Annotated in this window: 19 protein-coding genes, 1 pseudogene and 1 riboswitch; all 20 genes and pseudogenes read left to right on the top strand. The window is 27.1% G+C overall.

What is annotated here, in order from left to right; genetic code table 11:
* Nucleotides 1–62: 62 nt before the first annotated feature.
* The 20 genes and pseudogenes from ACYUET_RS12605 (at nucleotide 63) to ACYUET_RS12510 (ending at nucleotide 20,497) form a co-directional block, all read left to right on the top strand.
* Nucleotides 63–758, top strand: a complete 696-nt coding sequence (locus ACYUET_RS12605; RefSeq protein ID WP_460280114.1) for a response regulator transcription factor — start codon at nucleotides 63–65, stop codon at nucleotides 756–758.
* A gap of 4 nt (nucleotides 759–762) precedes the next feature.
* Nucleotides 763–2,172, top strand: a complete 1,410-nt coding sequence (locus tag ACYUET_RS12600; protein WP_460280112.1) for a sensor histidine kinase — start codon at nucleotides 763–765, stop codon at nucleotides 2,170–2,172.
* A gap of 168 nt (nucleotides 2,173–2,340) precedes the next feature.
* Nucleotides 2,341–3,180 carry a DUF3919 family protein gene (locus ACYUET_RS12595; RefSeq protein ID WP_460280332.1) on the top strand — a complete coding sequence of 280 codons (840 nt, stop codon included), beginning with the start codon at nucleotides 2,341–2,343 and terminating at the stop codon, nucleotides 3,178–3,180.
* Nucleotides 3,181–3,207: 27 nt separating this feature from the next.
* Nucleotides 3,208–4,248: an ABC transporter substrate-binding protein gene (locus tag ACYUET_RS12590; protein ID WP_460280110.1), complete on the top strand. Its 1,041-nt coding sequence runs from the start codon at nucleotides 3,208–3,210 to the stop codon at nucleotides 4,246–4,248.
* Between the two features lie 401 nt (nucleotides 4,249–4,649).
* Complete coding sequence (gene groES / locus ACYUET_RS12585) at nucleotides 4,650–4,934, top strand: co-chaperone GroES (RefSeq protein ID WP_219779875.1); 285 nt, start codon at nucleotides 4,650–4,652, stop codon at nucleotides 4,932–4,934.
* 13 nt (nucleotides 4,935–4,947) lie between these two features.
* A complete protein-coding gene (groL, locus tag ACYUET_RS12580) occupies nucleotides 4,948–6,573 on the top strand; it encodes a chaperonin GroEL (protein ID WP_460280108.1) in 1,626 nt (541 codons plus the stop codon).
* A 297-nt stretch (nucleotides 6,574–6,870) separates the two neighbouring features.
* Entirely contained in the window at nucleotides 6,871–7,284 is a 414-nt protein-coding gene (locus tag ACYUET_RS12575) for a type II secretion system protein (RefSeq protein ID WP_460280106.1), read from the top strand.
* Nucleotides 7,285–7,425: 141 nt separating this feature from the next.
* Nucleotides 7,426–7,523: riboswitch (purine riboswitch) on the top strand.
* 139 nt (nucleotides 7,524–7,662) lie between these two features.
* Nucleotides 7,663–9,117, top strand: coding sequence for an IMP dehydrogenase (gene guaB / locus ACYUET_RS12570; RefSeq protein ID WP_460280104.1), 1,455 nt, complete (start codon nucleotides 7,663–7,665; stop codon nucleotides 9,115–9,117).
* Nucleotides 9,118–9,179: 62 nt separating this feature from the next.
* Nucleotides 9,180–10,721 carry a glutamine-hydrolyzing GMP synthase gene (guaA, locus tag ACYUET_RS12565; protein ID WP_460280102.1) on the top strand — a complete coding sequence of 514 codons (1,542 nt, stop codon included), beginning with the start codon at nucleotides 9,180–9,182 and terminating at the stop codon, nucleotides 10,719–10,721.
* Nucleotides 10,722–10,937: 216 nt separating this feature from the next.
* On the top strand, nucleotides 10,938–11,483 hold the full coding sequence (locus ACYUET_RS12560; RefSeq protein ID WP_460280100.1) for a Yae1 family protein: 546 nt from the start codon (nucleotides 10,938–10,940) through the stop codon (nucleotides 11,481–11,483).
* A 643-nt stretch (nucleotides 11,484–12,126) separates the two neighbouring features.
* Nucleotides 12,127–14,091, top strand: coding sequence for a BglG family transcription antiterminator (locus ACYUET_RS12555; RefSeq protein ID WP_460280098.1), 1,965 nt, complete (start codon nucleotides 12,127–12,129; stop codon nucleotides 14,089–14,091).
* 3 nt (nucleotides 14,092–14,094) lie between these two features.
* Nucleotides 14,095–14,511, top strand: a complete 417-nt coding sequence (locus ACYUET_RS12550) for a transcriptional regulator GutM (protein ID WP_460280096.1) — start codon at nucleotides 14,095–14,097, stop codon at nucleotides 14,509–14,511.
* 46 nt (nucleotides 14,512–14,557) lie between these two features.
* Complete coding sequence (gene srlA / locus ACYUET_RS12545; protein ID WP_460280094.1) at nucleotides 14,558–15,118, top strand: PTS glucitol/sorbitol transporter subunit IIC; 561 nt, start codon at nucleotides 14,558–14,560, stop codon at nucleotides 15,116–15,118.
* Nucleotides 15,119–15,171: 53 nt separating this feature from the next.
* Nucleotides 15,172–16,155 (top strand): annotated as a pseudogene (srlE, locus tag ACYUET_RS12540) (PTS glucitol/sorbitol transporter subunit IIB).
* 37 nt (nucleotides 16,156–16,192) lie between these two features.
* Nucleotides 16,193–16,558 (top strand): PTS glucitol/sorbitol transporter subunit IIA, encoded by a 366-nt coding sequence (locus ACYUET_RS12535; RefSeq protein ID WP_219779896.1) that lies wholly within the window; start codon nucleotides 16,193–16,195, stop codon nucleotides 16,556–16,558.
* 82 nt (nucleotides 16,559–16,640) lie between these two features.
* Nucleotides 16,641–16,808 (top strand): hypothetical protein, encoded by a 168-nt coding sequence (locus ACYUET_RS12530; protein ID WP_460280092.1) that lies wholly within the window; start codon nucleotides 16,641–16,643, stop codon nucleotides 16,806–16,808.
* 30 nt (nucleotides 16,809–16,838) lie between these two features.
* On the top strand, nucleotides 16,839–17,660 hold the full coding sequence (locus ACYUET_RS12525; RefSeq protein ID WP_460280091.1) for an SDR family oxidoreductase: 822 nt from the start codon (nucleotides 16,839–16,841) through the stop codon (nucleotides 17,658–17,660).
* A gap of 167 nt (nucleotides 17,661–17,827) precedes the next feature.
* On the top strand, nucleotides 17,828–18,496 hold the full coding sequence (fsa, locus tag ACYUET_RS12520; RefSeq protein ID WP_460280089.1) for a fructose-6-phosphate aldolase: 669 nt from the start codon (nucleotides 17,828–17,830) through the stop codon (nucleotides 18,494–18,496).
* A 202-nt stretch (nucleotides 18,497–18,698) separates the two neighbouring features.
* Nucleotides 18,699–20,048, top strand: a complete 1,350-nt coding sequence (locus ACYUET_RS12515; RefSeq protein ID WP_460280087.1) for a glucose-6-phosphate isomerase — start codon at nucleotides 18,699–18,701, stop codon at nucleotides 20,046–20,048.
* Between the two features lie 2 nt (nucleotides 20,049–20,050).
* Nucleotides 20,051–20,497, top strand: coding sequence for a YaiI/YqxD family protein (locus ACYUET_RS12510; RefSeq protein ID WP_460280085.1), 447 nt, complete (start codon nucleotides 20,051–20,053; stop codon nucleotides 20,495–20,497).
* The last annotated feature ends 105 nt before the right edge of the window (nucleotides 20,498–20,602 follow it).

Genomic DNA, 20,602 nt, shown 5'->3' with positions numbered 1-20,602 from the left:
ATTTATTGGTTAAAACAGTGTATTATATACAATATAGTGTATATTTACAAGGGGGATTGTACATGAAAATTTTATTAGTGGATGATGAGGAATCTATATTAAATTTAGTAAAAATGAATTTGATTTTTGAAAATTATGAAGTAGTAACTGCAGAATGTGGAACAGATGCTATAAAATTCTTTAAAAGTGAATCTCCAGATTTAGTAGTATTGGATTTGATGCTTCCAGATAAAGATGGATTTGAAATTATACATGAAATTCAAACTATGAACAGTGAAATTCCAATAATTATTCTTAGTGCAAAGAGTCAATTGAATAATAAATTATTAGGACTTCAATTGGGAGCTGATGATTATATAACCAAGCCTTTTGACAGTAGAGAATTAATTTTAAGAATAAGAGCGATATCAAGAAGGATAAATAAAGCTAAACTTATAGGCAATGATACCAGTAAAGAAAGAGAAAATGATATTATAGAAAAGGATTTTATAAAGATAATTGTACCTGAAAGAAGAATTTTTATTGATTTAGATGAGATTATTTTTACTCATATAGAATTTGAAATAATACTTTTAATGGTACAAAACCCATATAAAGTTTTTACTAGAGAAGAATTGTTAGATAAAATATGGGGATATGATTTTGCTGGAAATACAAGAGCAGTTGATATTCATATTAAAAGAATTAGAAAAAAATTATTAGGACATGAAGAGGCAATTAAAACTATATATGGAGTAGGGTATAGGTTCGAGGTGTAATACGATGAAACTGGGAATAAAGAAGAAGATATTACTTATTAATATTACTGTCTTAATAATGGCTATAATTGGCATATATTTAGTTACCATATATATTTTATATAGTAAGATTATAAATAGTTCTATAGAAACTCTTAAAAAGGAGAGTTATAGTAGTCAAAAGTTTGTTATGAATTATTTACAAAAAGAAGATAATATTTATCATGAAAAGGTTTTGAGTGAGATGAGTCCATTTATTGCTACATATTTATCTAATAACTGTAAAGTTAGAGTGCAGATATATAGTAATAATTCATTAGTAGGTGATTCGGAAGATTATCCTGAGATAAAAAATGATGAAGATGTATCTAAGGCATTAATGGGTAAAAAATCTTATATAGTTAGAAATTTAGATGGTGAATCATATATATTATTTTCAAGTCCTATTTATAATGAAGATAGAAGCATTGGGTGTATAAGATATGTATATAATTTAAATAAAGAAAATACTATTATAATGAATACAATGTTTAGTATGACTTTATTTGCTGTAATTTCAATTTTATTTTCTACTATTCTAAGTAATTCATTTTCAAATAAAATAGTAATGCCAATACTTAGATTAAAAAATATTGCAAGAAAAGTTTCGTATGGAGATTTTTCTAAAAAAATAAATATAAATAGTGGCGATGAAATAGAAGATTTAGCTAATTCATTTAACATAATGTCTAATAATATAGAAAATATGATCGATAAATTAAAAGAGGAGAAAGAAAATCAAAAGAGATTTCTTGATAATATTACACATGAATTTAAAACACCATTAGCAGCTATTATAGGATATTCAGATTTACTTTTGAGAGTTAAAAATAAAAGTGATACAGAACAATGTATCACATATATAAGAAAAAGTAGTAATAGATTATTAAAACTTGTTGAACAATTGTTAGAATTATCAAGGCTTAATAAAAATCAATTAGAAATAAAAAAAGAAAATGTTGATATTAAATCTGTAATTGAAAATTCAACAATGATATTAAATCCTAGAATGAAAAAGTTTGGAATAGATGTAGAAATAAATTTAGATTCTAAATATATAAGTATTGATAAAGAAAAAACTGAGCAAGTAATGCTTAATGTATTAGATAATGCAATAAAGTATAGTGAATGTACTAAAATTACTATAAGTATGGAATATGATAAAGATAATTTAAAAATATATATATATGATAATGGACAAGGCATTCCTAATGAAGAATTAAAAAATATATTTGAAAATTTTTATACAGCCCATAAAAGTTTACAGAAAAAATATGGTGGTAGTGGTTTAGGATTATCTATTTGTAAAGAAATTATGGAAAAACAGTCAGGAAATATAGAAATAGAAAGTTTAAATGGGACAAGAGTTATATTAACATTTAATATAACTAATTAAAAAAGAAGTAATAAGCTTTAAAGTTAATTAATATTTTGTAAAGTCGAATATGAACTTGTTTAAAATAAACAATTTATCTAAATTTATAGTAATGATAATTTAGAATTTAATATAATACACTGTTAGAATTAATACAATGTATTTTATAAAGGAGGGTAAATCACATTTATAATGAATTTTAAAAATAACAAAATCATAAACGTATGCATCATATTCTTTATATTAAATGTTATATTTATAGGAGTTTACCTTAAAAAATCAATATATAATAAAGTTATTATAATAGACGATAAAGAACAAGTTTTACAGTATGCATCTAATTCAATTCCAGTAAAAATAGATTTTCATAGTAAAAGATGGGGAAAAGTTACTGTCACTTCTAATGAAACATTAAAAGAATTTTGCAATCTTGTTGATTCTATGCCAAGAAATGAGAATTTTTATAATTCACAAATGGAAAGTTCTTCTGATGAGATAACTGGAACAATTCAATATTTAGATGGTAAAAAAGGTACACTGTGTTTAGGTAATAACCTGAGAATAAATGATGTTTATTATGGGGGAAATTATGGATCTGCATATATAAATAGACTAAGGAATTATATAAATGATATTTTCTGTACACCTTCAGTATTAGCAGAACTTATAAATGATAAAAATAAAATAATACTTGTAGATAAATATAATAATAGTAATAAATGTGGAAGTAATGATAAAATTTTAATTAAAAATAAAATTTTAGAATTAAAAAGAATAATGGATAATACAAAATTAGAAAGAGCAATATCAGATAAGGGAAATTTAAATTATCATATTAGAATATACAATGAAGATACAGCCTCCATTGATGAGAATGCATTAGACTATGAAAAAGATAGTTATGATGTAATTAGTATTGATATTTATGAAAATGGTTATGCTGTTGTTAGAGATTATGGAAATGAAATTGTAAATTCTTTTTATATGGAAGGTGATTTAAATAATTTATGTGATAGGTTATTTAAATAGATAGTCTTATAATATGGAGGGATTAGTGTGTTTAAGAGAAAAATCAGTAAGGTAGGACTATGTGTTGTATTTTTAATCTTTATTTCAATTATTTGTTTCTATAATATATATTATAGAAACAAGGAGTTACCAAATCTTAAAAATAAAAATTTAATTGTTTATGTTACTTTTAATGAAGATGAGGCTAAAGTATTATTAGATGGTTTTAAAGAAAAAACAGGCTGTAACTATTCATTTTTAAGATTTCCAACTGAAGAAGGAGCAGAAAAAATTATTAAAGAGCAGAATGCAGGAAAAGCAGATATATTTTTAGGTGGCACAACAGATGCTATTGAATTACTAAAAATTAATAATTGCCTTGAGAAATATATAATTAAAGATGCTAATAGAATTCCATCTCAATATAGAGATATTGATGGCTATTGGACAGGTTTATATGTTGAGGCACTTTCAATAGGTATAAATGAAGAAAGATGGAATAAAGAATTTAGTGACATGAAAAAACCAACAACTATACAAGAACTTACAAATCCTAGATTTAAAGGAGAAATAGTTTTACCTGACCCTAGAACGTCAGGAACAGGATATACTTTTTTATCTTATTTAGTACAAACTATGGGCAAAGAACAGGGATTAGATTTTTTTATGAAATTAAAAAATAATGTAGGACAATTTACTGATAGTGGATTTACCCCAGCTAAAAAGGTAGGGGTTGGTGAATACTTAATAACTGTTAACTTTATAAATCAACAACTTATAGTAAAAAATTCTGGATTTAAAATAGAATCTATTGTTCCTGATGATACAGGTTGGACAATATGTCCAATAGCTAAACTAAAAAATTGTTCAAATAGTAAGGAAGCAGAAGCATTTATAGAATATTGTACAACAAAGGAAGCCGGAAATGCACTTAATGACTTTTCAATGGCAGTACCTACAATTAGTCAAGCTAATGATTCAAATATAAAGAAAACTTTTGATTCAAATAAATTAAATAGCAAATATGATTTTAATAAAGCTGCAAAAGATAGAGAGGAATTACTAAAAGATTTAAATAAAATAATGTAAATTTAGAATTAATGAAGATAAATAATCATATATATTATGTAATTGATTATTTATCTTTATTATATTATAGATAATATTACTTCAATTGAATATAACTATAAAAATAAGTAAAAAATAATTATTAGGCAATTTAAAGATAAAAATATACTATATAAAAAACTATAAAAAAGTTAACATAATAAATAAAGAAATAAAAAAGAAAAATAGAGATAATTTAAGAAAATGAGAGAAAAGAGAATATAATTAAATATATTTAAGAAATAAAGCTTTATAATATTAGAAAAAATATTTGAATTATATGGTCATAAAGGATATTATAATAAATATATTAGCACTCGATGTTAATGAGTGCTAATACTTAAAATAAAAATAACAATTTTAATATATAGGAGGGACTTTTTATGAGAATTAAACCACTTGGAGAAAGAGTTGTAATTAAAAAGTTAGAAGCAGAAGAAAAAACTAAAAGCGGAATAGTTTTAACAGGTACTGCTAAGGAAGTACCACAAGAAGCAGAGGTTGTAGCTGTGGGTCCAGGAGCAGTAGTTGATGGAACTAGAATAGATATGGAAGTTAAAGTAGGAGACAAGGTATTATATTCTAGATATGCCGGTACTGAAGTAAAAGTAGACGGTGAAGAATATATGATATTAAAACAAGAAGATATATTAGCGATAGTTGAATAGGAGGGTGTTATAAATGGCTAAAATGTTAAAATTCGGAGAAGATGCAAGAAGAACTATGCAAATAGGTGTAGATAAACTAGCAGATACAGTTAAGGTTACATTAGGACCTAAAGGAAGAAATGTTGTTTTAGATAAAAAATTTGGATCACCTTTAATCACAAATGATGGTGTTTCTATAGCGAGAGAAATAGAATTAGAAGATCCATATGAAAATATGGGAGCTCAATTAGTTAAAGAAGTTGCAACTAAAACTAATGATGTAGCTGGTGATGGTACTACAACAGCAACTTTATTAGCTCAAGCTATAATTAGAGAAGGGTTAAAAAATGTTACTGCAGGCGCTAATCCTATGTTAATTAGAAATGGTATAAAAATAGCAGTAGAAAAAGCTGTTGAAGAAATTAAAAAAAATTCTAGACCTGTAGAAGGAAAAGAAGATATAGCTAGAGTTGCTGCAATTTCAGCTGCTGACGAAGAAATTGGTAAGTTAATAGCTGATGCTATGGAGAAAGTAGGAAATGAAGGCGTTATTACAATAGAAGAATCAAAATCTATGGGAACAGAATTAGATGTAGTTGAGGGTATGCAATTTGATAGAGGGTATGTATCACCTTATATGTCTACAGATACAGAAAAAATGGAGGCTTTATTAGACAATCCATATATATTAATAACTGATAAAAAAATATCAAACATTCAAGAAATACTACCTATATTAGAACAAATAGTTCAAGCGGGTAAAAAATTATTAATCATTGCTGAAGATATTGAAGGCGAAGCAATGGCAACATTAGTTGTTAATAAGTTAAGAGGAACATTTACTTGTGTTGCAGTAAAAGCACCAGGTTTTGGTGATAGAAGAAAAGAAATGCTACAAGATATTGCTATATTAACAGGTGGATCTGTTATAGCTGAAGAACTAGGAAGAGATTTAAAAGAGGTTACACTTGATATGCTAGGTCAAGCAGAAAGTGTTAAAGTAACTAAAGAAAATACTGTAATAGTTAATGGAAAAGGAAGTTCTTCTGATATCAAAGATAGAGTTAGCCAAATAAAAGCTCAATTAGAAGAAACATCTTCAGAATTTGATAAAGAAAAATTACAAGAGAGATTAGCTAAACTTGCTGGTGGGGTTGCAGTTATTAAAGTAGGAGCAGCAACAGAAACTGAGTTAAAAGAAAGAAAGCTTAGAATAGAAGATGCTTTAGCTGCTACTAAAGCTGCTGTTGAAGAAGGAATAGTATCTGGTGGAGGTACTGCTTATGTTAATGTAATTAATGAAGTAGCAAAATTAACATCAGATGTTGAAGATACACAATTAGGTATAAATATAATAGTAAAAGCATTAGAAGAACCAGTAAGACAAATAGCAACTAATGCTGGAGTTGAAGGTTCAGTAATAATAGATAAGGTTAGAAATAGTGAAGTAGGAATAGGATACGATGCCCTACATGGTACTTATGTAAATATGATTAAAACAGGAATTGTTGATCCAACAAAGGTAACTAGATCAGCATTACAAAATGCAGCATCAGTATCATCTACATTCTTAACAACAGAAGCAGCAGTTGTTGATATTCCATCAAAGGAACCTGCAATGCCAGGTGCACCAGGAATGGGAATGGACGGAATGTATTAAAATATAATACAAAAATAAAAAGTCATCAGTAATGATGACTTTTTATTTTTTTGCTATATTTTAAAATCATTTTGAAATTGTAGTATAAAACTCATGGTAAGGGAAATTCACTTTAAGGACTCTAAAAAGCAAATTCTAATATTAAAATATCAACATTTACTTAAACTAAAACATACTTTTATTTTTATATTATAGGATTAATATTATTAAAGGATAATTTAAATTGGAATAAATTGTATATAAAATATTTAAATAGAAATAATACAAATAACAATAAAATTATTGGTAGGTGGTATTATGAATATTTTAAGCTTGAAAAAATATTGTAAGAGGAATAAGAAAAAAGGTTTTACATTGATTGAATTGATAGCTGTAATTGGTATTATAGCTATTTTAGCTACAGTATTATTACCTAAAGTAAGTGGATATATAAAAGAAGCTAAAAAAACAAAGATTATAGATCAATGTAGGAAAGTTGTTATGGCGGTTGAATCTTATGACTTAAGAAATGAATGTGTATATGATAGGGATAAAACAGTTAGTAAAGCTAAAAAAGAAAGGGGAATAGAAAAGTATCTTAAAGATGTTTCACTCAATAATCTTAATATAGATAAGACAACAATTGGAGATTGTTATAAAGTTTTGAATGGTAAAGAATTTGATTTTGAAGAAAATACAGAAATTTTAGATGTGTCTAATATAGAAGAATAATTAAATAAAAATATAAATTAAAGAGATAATATATTTTAGAATACTGATTTATTTAAAATAAATCAGTGTTTATATTTTTGCAACTTTAATTTCAAATTTATTGACTTTAGGTCTAGCATACATTATAATAATTTTAATCAAAGTTAGAATAAATTAAAAGCTCATATAAACCTTGAATATGGCAGGGAGTATCTACCGGAAACCTTAAATTTCCGACTATGAGTGATTTTAATATATAATATAATGTAATATTATATTAACATATTAACTTCACTTAGAAGATTAATATGTTTTTTTTGTACATAAAATTAAGTAAAAAATGCAATAAAACTTTCAAAATTAATATAAAAATGCAAGAAAAGGATTAGGGAGGATAATATGGCTAAAATAATTAAAACTGCATATACATTTGATGATGTATTACTAGTACCAAATAAATCTGAAATATTACCTAGAGAGGTAAGTTTAAGAACTAAATTAACTAAAAAGATAACATTAAACATACCTTTAATGAGTGCTGCTATGGATACAGTAACCGAATCTAAAATGGCTATTGCTATGGCAAGAGAAGGTGGAATTGGAATTATTCATAAGAACATGTCAATTGAACAACAAGCAAAAGAAGTTGATAAAGTTAAAAGACAAGAAAATGGAATTATTACAGATCCTATATTTTTATCAAAAGATAATACACTTCAAGAAGCAGAAAATCTAATGGCACAATATAGAATATCAGGAGTACCTATAACTGAAAATGGAAAATTAGTAGGAATACTTACTAATAGAGATGTAACCTTTGAAACAGATTTTAGTAAAAAAATATTAGAAGTAATGACAAAAGAAAACTTAATCACAGCGCCAGAAAATACTTCAATTGATGAAGCTAAAGAAATACTAAAAAAACATAAGATAGAAAAATTACCTTTGGTTGATAGTGAAGGAAACTTAAAAGGATTAATAACAATTAAAGATATTGAAAAAGCTAAGCAATTCCCTAATGCTGCAAAAGATGAAAGTGGCAGATTATTATGTGGAGCTACTGTAGGTATTACAGGAGATATGATGGATAGAGTTGATGCCTTAGTAAAAGCTAAAGTTGATGTGATTACAGTTGATACAGCACACGGACATTCAAGAGGAGTTTTAGATGCTGTTTCAAAAATAAAATCAAAGCATCCAGACCTTCAAATAATAGCAGGAAATGTAGCAACAGCAGAAGCAACAGAAGATTTAATAAAAGCAGGAGCAGATTGTGTTAAAGTTGGTATAGGACCAGGATCAATTTGTACTACAAGAGTTGTTGCAGGAGTTGGAGTTCCACAATTAACAGCAGTTATGGATTGCGCAGAAGCAGGTAAAAAATATGGAGTTCCAGTAATAGCAGATGGTGGATTAAAATATTCAGGAGATATAGTAAAAGCTTTAGCAGCAGGAGCAGCAGCAGCGATGATGGGGTCATTATTTGCAGGTTGTGAAGAAGCACCTGGTGAAATGGAAATATACCAAGGAAGAAGCTATAAAGTATACAGAGGAATGGGCTCTTTAGCTGCAATGGCATGTGGATCTAAAGATAGATATTTCCAAGATGGAAATAAAAAATTAGTACCAGAAGGTGTTGAAGGAAGAGTAGCATATAAAGGATATGTTTCAGATACAATATTCCAATTATTAGGTGGAATAAGATCTGGAATGGGATATTTAGGTTCTAAAGATTTAGACACTTTATATGAAACAGCTAGATTTGTTGTTCAAACTTCAGCAGGATTTAGAGAAAGTCATCCACATGATATAAATATAACTAAAGAAGCTCCAAATTATAGTGTGGGACAATAATTAGTTTATAAAATAATAGATAATAATAATTAGTTTGTAAAAAACAGTTTCAGGAGGAAATAATGAAGAAAGAGTTAGTTTTAGTTATAGATTTTGGTGGGCAATATAATCAGTTAATTGCAAGAAGAGTAAGAGAATGTAATGTATATTGTGAAGTTCATCCATATAATTTAAGTGTTGATAAAATAAAAGAAATGAATCCAAAGGGAATCATTTTTACAGGTGGACCAAACAGTGTATATGGTGAAGATTCTCCTTTATGTGATAAAGCTATGTTTGAAATAGGAGTACCTATTTTAGGTATATGTTATGGTTCTCAACTTATGTCTCATATGCTTGGAGGTAAAGTAGCAACTGCACCCGTAAGTGAATATGGAAAAACAAAAGTTGATGTAAAAGTAGAATCTAAGCTTTTTGAAGGCGTATCACCTTCAACAATCTGTTGGATGAGTCATACTGATTACATAGAAAAAGCACCAGAAGGATTTAAAGTAATAGGTAATACTCCTGTTTGTCCTGTTGCAGCTATGGAATGCGAAAGTAAAAATTTATATGCAGTTCAATTCCATCCAGAAGTTATGCATACACAAGAAGGTACAAAAATGCTTTCAAATTTTGTTTATAATATTTGTGGATGTACTGGAGATTGGAAAATGGATTCATTTGTTGAAAAGACAATTGAAGAAATCCGTGAAAAAGTTGGAAATGGTAAAGTATTATGTGCATTATCAGGTGGAGTTGATTCATCAGTAGCAGCTGTATTACTTTCAAAAGCTGTTGGAAAGCAATTAACTTGTGTATTTGTAGATCATGGTTTACTTCGTAAAAATGAAGGTGATGAAGTTGAAGCAGTATTTGGGCCTAATGGTCAATATGATTTAAACTTTATTCGTGTAAATGCACAAGAAAGATTTTATGAAAAATTAGCTGGAGTAGAAGAACCTGAACAAAAGAGAAAAATTATTGGAGAAGAATTTATAAGAGTATTCGAAGAAGAAGCTAAAAAAATAGGAACTGTAGATTATCTTGTACAAGGAACTATTTATCCAGATGTAATTGAAAGTGGTCTTGGAAAGTCAGCAGTTATAAAATCTCACCATAACGTTGGAGGACTTCCTGATTATGTTGATTTTAAAGAAATAATAGAACCTCTTAGATTATTATTTAAAGATGAAGTGCGTAAAGCTGGTTTAGAACTTGGAATACCTGAAAAACTAGTGTTCAGACAACCTTTCCCAGGTCCAGGTCTTGGAATACGTATTATTGGAGAAGTAACAGCTGAAAAAGTTAAAATAGTTCAAGAGGCAGATGCAATATATAGAGAAGAAATTGCAAAGGCAGGAATTGATAAAGAAATTGGTCAATATTTTGCAGCTCTTACTAATATGCGTTCAGTAGGTGTTATGGGAGATGAAAGAACATATGATTATGCAGTTGCACTTCGTGCTGTAACAACAAGTGATTTCATGACAGCTGAAAGTGCAGATCTTCCATGGGAAGTACTTGGAAAAGTAACAACTAGAATTATAAATGAAGTAAAAGGTGTAAATCGTGTAATGTATGATTGCACAGGAAAACCACCAGCTACTATTGAATTTGAATAGTAGATAAAATATAAGAAAATAAAAAGTAGTTATATTTTGCTTATTTGATTAAGTAAAAGTATAACTACTTTTTTATTTATGATATTAAAAAATGTTGATTTTGAAACATTTATCTTAAAAAGTTAAATGATATATTTAAAAAATATAAAATAATAACACATAAATCAGTTTTTGCATATTATATATTATAATATTTTTACAAAAGGAGTTAAAGAGATGAACAATTATTGTTATTATAATGAGAATAAACACCCAGAAAAAGTAAATATGGCTTGTGAATTTGATGAACATCTATTTGATGAAGATGAACTAGATTGTGATTTTAATGAATTCTGTAATTATGAAGAATTCGAGTGTGAAGAAGAAGAAAAACCTAACTGTGATGAAGAATGCAAAAAATGCTATAAGAAAGGCTTTAAAGATGGCTGTCAAAAAGGATATAAAGAAGGCTTTAGAGATGGCTGTCAAAAAGGATATAAGAAAGGTTTTAAAGACGGATGCGAAAAAGGATATAAAGAAGGATTCAAAGACGGAGAACAAAAGGGTTATACAGAAGGCTTTAAAGATGGAAAACAAAAAGGCTATGAAGAAGGATTTAAAGACGGATGTAAAAAAGGATACCAAAAAGGTCTTAAAGATGGCTATGAAAGAGGATTTAAAGATGGACGAGCAAAGGGATTCCAAGAAGGATGCCAAGCTGGTTATGAAAAAGCAAGAAGAGAATTTTTGGCATGTATAAATAAAAAACATCCATGCTGTTAGGAAATTTGTAAGCCAATTTAATAGTTGATTTATAGGAATGACTTTTTTGAATAAGTTTAAACTTGTTCAAAAAAGTCTCTTTTTATTTTTAGCTATTAAAGGTAATAACCTAAAATTGTTTCTTTATATTAAGACAAGATAAGCAAATTATGTATCTGTTATTTTTAAAAGTAGTATTAGTTTAATAATTTATAGATGATATATTATATTCCTATAATATAATTTAAAAGAAGGATATTATAGGAATAGTACATAGATAGAAAATTTAATATGTATAACTATATTTTGATTTGGAAAAACTGTTTTTGAATAATAATATCAATACATCATTCTTTTCGTTATTTTTATAATATAATACTTCTAAGTAAATGTTTTCAAAAAAATAAAATAAAAATAAAAAATATTCAGAAAATATAGTTCTATATATAAAAAATTGAAAAAATATGTATAAATATGTTATGATTAATAGTAAATAGGTACATTTACTACGTTTGAGAATACATTTATAGATATATATTAGTTTAGAATTAAAGTTTTTAATCAATTAGTATACATTTTTTCAATACGTGATGAAAAAGTAAACATTAAATAATTTAAGTTAGTGTATTATTATATAATTGTAAGATGGAATGAGGGATTGAAAATGGTTACAAAATCATTAGAAAGAAAGTTATTCATTATACTTGAAATGTTAACCGATAATAAGGGGGTTGTCTTAGAAGATTTTTCAGATGAATTAGGAGTTAGTACTAGAAGTATTAGAAATTACTTAAAACAACTACAAGAAGAGATACCTAAAGAAATTGTAGAAATAGTAAAGAACAATAATTCAGAGTATAAGCTAAATATAAAAAATCAAGAAAAATTTCAACAGATATTAGAATTAAATAGAAGACAAAAACAAAAGTTTTCTCAATTAAATAACCCAGAAGAAAGAGTTGATTATTTAATCAATAGGTTAGTAGGTCTTGATGAGATTGTGACAATAGACGATTTAGCAGAAGAAATGAATGTAGGAAGAACAACTTTGGTTAAAGATTTAAAAAAAGTTGATCAAAATTTAGAAGAGTATGGATTAGTTTTAAAGAGAAAAACAAATTCAGGAATAAAAATTGAAGGAGATGAAATCAATTTAAGATTAATTATACTTGAACACATATGTAAAACATATGATGATGCAATAATATTATTAGAAAACAACAATATTCTTACTAAAAAAGATATTATTAAACTTCAAGAACAAATTGTAACAAATTTAAAAGAAAATAGATTTGGTGTTACTGAAGCTTTAATAAATAATTTAATTAGGTATATAGCAGTAATGTTGTTAAGACTAAATAATAATAAAAAAATAACTTCACTACAGTCACAGTATAAAATAATTAAGGAATCTGAAGAGTATTTAATTGGAAAAACTATAAAAAAATTAATTGAAGAATCACGTAATGTTAAAATTGATGATTTAGAAGTAATATTTATAGTAATGCCATTACTTGGAAGAAATGCACCTCTCTATCATGAAGTATTAAGAAATTTAACAATAGGAGAAAATATAACTTCACTAAGAAAACAAATTTTTAAAAAAGTTTTTGAATTTACTGGTTTAAGCTTAGAAGAAGATGAACAGTTAATACAGAGTTTAGAATATCATTTATATTATGCATTAAATAGACTTGTATTAAATATCAAATATAAAAATCCTATGTTAAAAGAAATAAAAGAAAAATACAAATTACCTTATGAAGTTGCTAAAATAGCTGCAACAGTAATAGAAGAGAAATATGAGGTTCAAGTTGAAGAAGACGAAATTGGATATTTAGCATTACATTTTGGAACTTATGTTGAAAGAGCAAGTAAATCTTCTATTAAAATAAAAAATGCAGCAATAATTTGTGGAACAGGCTTAGGAACAGCACAATTGTTAAGTATAAAACTAAAGAAAATATTAGGAGAAGAAATAAAATTCAAATCCTTTTCAGATTTAGATTTTACAGAAAACATAGCTAATAAATATGACATGATATTTACACTTGTAGATTTAAATATAAATACAAATGTGCCAATAATAAAAATCACTTCTATTTTTGATGAAAGTCAATTAAAAGGAGAAATAGAAAGCCAAATATTTTTAAACAAGACTAATGAACAAATAAATGATACAAAACAAGATATTTTAAATGGAATGTTAGATAAAAAGTTAGTACTTTATTTAAAAGAAAATAATTTTATGAGTAATTTAGAAAAAATGTTAGATAGTTTGATAAAATCAAATATTGTATCAGCTGAGTTTAAAGAAAGAGTTATAGAAAGAGAAAAAAAGGCTGGAACAGCATTTGGTGGATACATAGCATTACCTCATGCAGTTGATGAAAAAGTAAATAATGTAATAGTTGCATATGGAGTACTAGATAAAGTACTTGTAGTAGATGGTAAAGAGGTTGGCCTAATAATATTAATGGTAATACCATCAGAAAGTCAAAATAGCCAAGATATGATAGTTAAAACTTATCAAGAAATTATAGATTTATCAAGTAATAAAAAAATAGTCCAAAAATTAATAAAAACTAAATGTTATAAAGAATTTAAAGAAATTCTAGGAAGGAGATAAATTATGAATTCAGTTGTATTTTTAATAACTATAGGAATTACTGTTTGGATACTTAATTTTATCTTTGGATTATTACAAATCAAAGATTTTAATAAAAATTATATAGAGTTAAGAAAATTAGGAAAGGTAGCTATAGGAAGAAAAAAAGGAATGATTAACTCGGGCACGGTAGTGCTGATAAGAATTCAAAATGATGGATTAATTTTAGAATCTAGAAAAATGCAAGGGGTAACCGTAGCAGCAAGAGTTAAACGTTTTAAAGGGTTAGAAAATATGTACATTGATAAGATTCAAGAAAACGATTTAAATGGATTTAACAAACCACTTAAAAAAGCAATTTTAGATGCCGTTAAGAATTACAAAAAGTTTAAACTAGAGGAGGGTAGTACAAAAGAAGAAGACTTAAAAGTGGTTGTTTAAAAAATACAATATACAAAAGTATAATATATAATGAGGAGGGTTTTTTATGACACAAATGTTAGATTTTTTAGCTAAAGGTGCAGACTCATTTATGAATTTATTTAGAGCCGGTGGAAACCAATTTATGGGTTTCGTAACAGGCATTATACCACTACTAGTTGCATTACTAGTTACTATGAATGCAATCATAAAATTTATTGGAGATGAAAAAATAGAAAAATTAGCAAAAAAATGTTCTTCAAATCCAATAAGTAGATATTTATTACTACCAGTTATAGGAACATTCGTATTTGCGAATCCAATGACATTATCACTAGGTAAGTTTATGCCTGAAAAATATAAACCAAGTTATTATGCAGCAGCAAGTTTTTCTTGCCACACAATGAATGGATTATTTCCACATATTAACCCAGGTGAATTATTCGTATTCTTAGGAATAGCATCAGGTATTACTACATTAGGTTTATCAACTACAGATTTAGCAGTTAGATATTTATTAGTAGGTATAGTAACAAATTTCTTTAGAGGCTGGATAACAGATTTCACAACTTCATATGTAGAAAAACAACAAGGTGTTAAATTAAGTACTGAAGTGAAATTAGGATAATTAAATAACAAATAATATAAATTAAAATTTAAATAATTAAGGAGTTGACAGTTATGGGATACAAAAAAGTTAAGATTAATAAAGGATCAGGTGGATGGGGTGGCCCATTAGTAATAGAACCTACAGAAAAGAAAAATAAAGTAGTATATATTACTGGAGGAGCTCAACCAGAAACAGCAGTAAGAATAGCAGAATTAACAGGATGTGAATTAATAGATGGATTTACAACTGGAGTTAAAGATGATGAAATTGCTTGTGTAATAATAAACTGTGGAGGAACATTAAGATGTGGAATTTATCCTCAAAAGAAAATACCAACAGTTAATATTATGAGAACAGGTAAAAGTGGTCCTTTAGCAATGTTTATAAAAGAAGATATCTATGTTTCAGCAGTAAAACCAGAAAATGTAGAAGTAATAGGATAAATTTAGCTTAAAATAAAAAAATATTATTCAAAGGAGGAAGACTTAATGAGTTACGATACTAGTAAAAAGATTAGTCAACAAACTGGGGGCCTAGTTGGAAAGATAGGTATAGCAATAGGAAATGTTAGTAGTACATTATTCCAAGCAGGAAGAGATACTATTGATACAGTAATTCATACAATATTACCATTCATGGCTTTCGTTGCAGTATTAATAGGTATTATTAATGAATCAGGAATTGGTAGCTTTATTGCTAATTTACTTACACCATTAATCGGAAATGTAGGCGGATTAGTTGTATTATCACTTATATGTTCATTCCCATTACTTTCACCATTCTTAGGACCTGGCGCTGTTATAGCACAAATAGTTGGTGTTTTAATAGGAACTGAAATTGGAAAAGGAACTATACCACCACATTTAGCATTACCAGCATTATTTGCTATAAATGCACAAGCAGCAGCTGATTTTATACCAGTTGGTTTAGGATTAGCAGAAGCAGAACCAGAAACAGTACAAGTAGGAGTTCCATCAGTTTTATACTCAAGATTTTTAACAGGAGCCCCAACAGTTGTAGTAGCTTGGCTTGTAAGTTTTGGATTATATAGCTAAATTATATTAATTAAATCAATTAGAAGGGAACAATTTTATGAAGACGATTTATAGCACTAGAATAGAAAAGATTGGTGAAAAAGCTGAAGAGTTTTTTGCAGCTAATATGTTCATAACTTTTAAAAATAATGCTCCTCAAGAGTTAATTGATTATTGCTTTATTCATAATGAAAATAATTTATTAGAGGATATAAAGCCTAATGACATACTTTATATAGACGATACTACTTATGAAATAAAAGCAGTAGGAGAATTAGTAAACAAGAATTTAAAAGAATTAGGACATATAACATATAATTTTCTAGGAGAAGAAGAAGCTAAAGTAGCAGGTACTTTATACTTAGAAAAAAAAGAAATTGCACCAATTGCCGTTGGTACAATTCTAAAAATAATAAGAAATTAATTTTAAATAGTTTAAAAAATAATATTTAAGAAGATTATAAGACTTTTTGTATAATTAGTCAATTTAGGAATATAAGTATAAAGTGTTTTCAAGCTTATATGAAAAAATAATTAAAATAATTTATGGAATTAATTGTTCTTTGAATTTAAAAATAGGTTTGATTATTAAAGTACTTGGTATCGGAAAAATAGTAAAAGTAATCAGACCTATTTGTTCATTAGATGAGAGTAACGATGTTCATATAAATTAATAGATTAATTTATTAATGGAGGGATAAAAAATGACAAAGTCATGGTTAAACTTAGAAGGAAAAACAGTAATAGTTACAGGTGGAGCATCAGGAATAGGAAAGGCAGTAGTACAAGAATTTTTAAATAATGGTTCAAATGTTGTTGTATGTGATATGAACCCAAATGCGCCGGAACTAGATATAAACGAAACAAGTGGAAAAATGCTATATGTAAAAACAGATGTAACTAATTATGATAACGTTAAAGAAATGATTTCAAAAACTAAAGAAGCATTTGGTAAAATAGATATTTTAGTAAATAATGCTGGTATAAATATACCTAGATTATTAGTAGATCCAAAAGAAGAAAATGGTAAATATGAATTAGATGAAGCTATTTTTGATAAAATAGTAAATGTTAATATAAAAGGTGTATTTTTCTGTGCACAAGCAGTTGCTAGAGAAATGGTAAAAGCAGGTTCTGGAGTAATAGTAAATATGTCTTCAGAAAGTGGATTAGAAGGATCAGAAGGTCAAAGTATTTATGCAGCAACTAAGAATGCAGTAAACTCATTTACAAGATCTTGGTCAAAAGAATTAGGAAAGCAAGGAGTTAGAGTTGTTGGAGTAGCACCAGGAATATTAGAAGCTACAGGTCTAAGAACTATAGAATATGAAACTGCTTTAGCTTACACTAGAGGAATTACAGTTGATGATTTAAGAGCGGGATATAGTAAAACATCAACTACTCCATTGGGAAGATCAGGAAAATTATCAGAAGTAGCTGATTTGGTTTGTTACTTAGGATCAGAAAGAGCTGGTTATATTCATGGGGTGACTTATAATATAGCTGGAGGAAAGACTAGAGGCTAATTTAAATCAAGATTATAAATAGAAATAAAGTATAAAATTTTAACCTTAACTAACTTTTAAATAACCTATAATATAAATATATAATATTAAAAGTTCCTAATATTACTAGGGACTTTTAATATTATATAAATTAATTTTAAGAATATAAATAGGAGTGTGAGGAAAAAATGATATATATATTAGATACTGCAAATTTACAAGAAATAAAAAGAGCTTATGAATATTATCCTATGGAAGGTGTTACAACAAATCCATCAATAATAAGTAAAGAAAAAGAAGATTTTATTAAAAGATTAAAAGATATAAGAAAAATAATAGGTAAAGAAAGCATGTTACATGCACAAGTATTGGCAGTAACAGCAGAAGAAATTATTAATGAGGCAAAATACATAGTAAATGAGATAGGAGGAAATATATATATTAAAATACCTGTAACTCCAGAAGGTATAAAAGCTATAAAAATACTTAGTAAAGATGGAGTTAAAATAACAGCAACTGCAATTTTTACAGCTCAACAAGCTTTAATAGCATCAAAGGCAGGTGCAAATTTTGTCGCGCCTTATGTTAATAGAATTGATAATATTGGTGGTAATGGAGTAGAAGTAGTTGGAGAGATTGTTGAATTATTAGAATTAAACAATTTAAGAACTAAAGTTTTAGCAGCTTCTTTTAAAAATGTTCAACAAGTTAATGAAGTTTCTTTAAGGGGATGTCAATCAGTCACAGTAGGAAGTGATATAATGAATAAACTTATAGAACATCCATTAACAGACTTAAGCGTAAAACAATTTATTAATGATTGGGAAAATGCATATAATAAAACTACTGTATTATAATAACTTAAATTAAGTAATAATTTAAGTTATTATTAAAAAGGGAGATTTTATAGGATTTATACACTTTATAATTAGGAATTAGTATTTTTTAGTATGAAATTCCAAACTTTCAATAATATCATAAATGTTTAAGAAATGTTTAATAAAAGTGTGATATAATTGTAAAGTGAAATTTACGTAATTAATATATGGAGGTATGGTTGTGAAAAAAGGATTAACATTAGATTTAAGTAAAACACAAGCATTTGTAAAAGACTATGAACTAGATTACATGGAAGGAATGGTAAAAGATTCACATAATAGACTTCATAGTAAGACAGGTCAAGGAAATGACTTTTTAGGTTGGATAGACCTTCCAGTGAATTATGATAAAGAAGAATTTGCTAGAATTAAAAAGGCAGCACAAAAAATACAATCTGATTCAGATGTTTTAATAGTTATAGGAATTGGTGGATCTTATCTTGGAGCTAGAGCAGCAATAGAAATGCTAACAAGTAATTTCCATAATATTTTAGATGGAAATAAGAGAAAGACACCACAAATATTCTATGCAGGTAATAATATAAGTTCAACTTATATGGCTGAATTATTAGAAGCTATAGAAGGAAAAGATGTCAGTGTAAATGTAATTTCAAAATCAGGTACTACTACAGAACCAGCTATTGCATTTAGAATATTTAAATCTTACTTAGAAAAGAAATACGGAGTAGATGAAGCAAGAAAGAGAATATATGCAACAACAGACAAAGCAAGAGGTGCATTAAAGAGCTTAGCTGATGCAGAAGGATATGAAACATTTGTAATTCCTGATGATGTAGGTGGAAGATTTACAGTATTAACACCTGTAGGATTATTACCAATAGCTGCTGCAGGAATAAACATAGATGAAATGATGCAAGGAGCTGCTGATGCAAGAGAAGCATATTCAAATCCTTCACTTAAGGAAAATGATTGTTATAAATATGCAGCTACAAGAAATATCTTATATAATAAAGGTAAAGCAATTGAAGTATTAGTTAATTATGAACCATCACTTCACTATTTCAATGAATGGTGGAAACAATTATATGGAGAATCAGAAGGCAAAGACAATAAAGGACTATTCCCAGCAGCTGTTGATTTTAGTACTGACCTTCACTCTATGGGACAATATATTCAAGATGGTAGAAGAAACCTTTTTGAAACAGTTGTTAATGTAGAAAAAGCTAAAAAAGAAGTTACTATAGAATTTAGCGAAGGCGATTTAGATGGATTGAACTTCTTATCAGGAAAAACTATGGATTTTGTAAATAATAAAGCATTCCAAGGAACTTTATTAGCTCATAATGATGGTGGCGTACCTAATATGGTAGTAAATGTACCAGAACTTTCACCTTACTATTTTGGTCATATGGTATATTTCTTTGAAAAAGCTTGTGGAGTAAGTGGTTACTTATTAGGAATAAATCCATTTGATCAACCAGGAGTAGAAGCATATAAGAAAAATATGTTTGCTCTTCTTGGAAAACCAGGATATGAAGATATGAAAGATGAATTAGAGAAGAGACTTTAATAATGAAAATTATAATTGATGGAGATGCCTGTCCAGGCATCTCTATTATTGAAAAAGTAGCTAAAATTAAAGAAATACCAGTAATAATTTATTGTGATATTAATCATTTTATACAAAGTAATTATTCAGAAGTTAAAATTGTGGATAGTGGATTTCAAAGTGTTGATATGTATGTAATTAATGAAACGAAAACTGGAGATATAGTTGTATCTCAAGATTATGGAGTGGCAGCTATATGTTTATCTAAAAAAGCTAAGGTAATAAATCCTAAAGGTTTTATATATGATGAAAAAAATATAGATAGATTATTAGAAGAAAGACATTTATCACAAAAAATTAGGAGAGGTGGAGGTAAAACTTCAAATCCTAAAAAAAGAACTCAAGAGGATAATTTAAGATTAGAAAAAAATTTAAAATATTTAATAGAATTGGTTGTTAATATTTTATAGGGGAATAAATACCTCTATTTTTTTTTATCTATTATATGAGATAGATTATATAATTATGATATAATTTAAATAAAAATTAACTGAAGTTATTTACAAAAAATGGAA

This window comes from Clostridium sp. CTA-5, assembly GCF_054768135.1.
The sequence above is the reverse complement of the archived record's forward strand: the minus strand, read 5'-3'. Positions and strand labels throughout refer to the sequence as shown.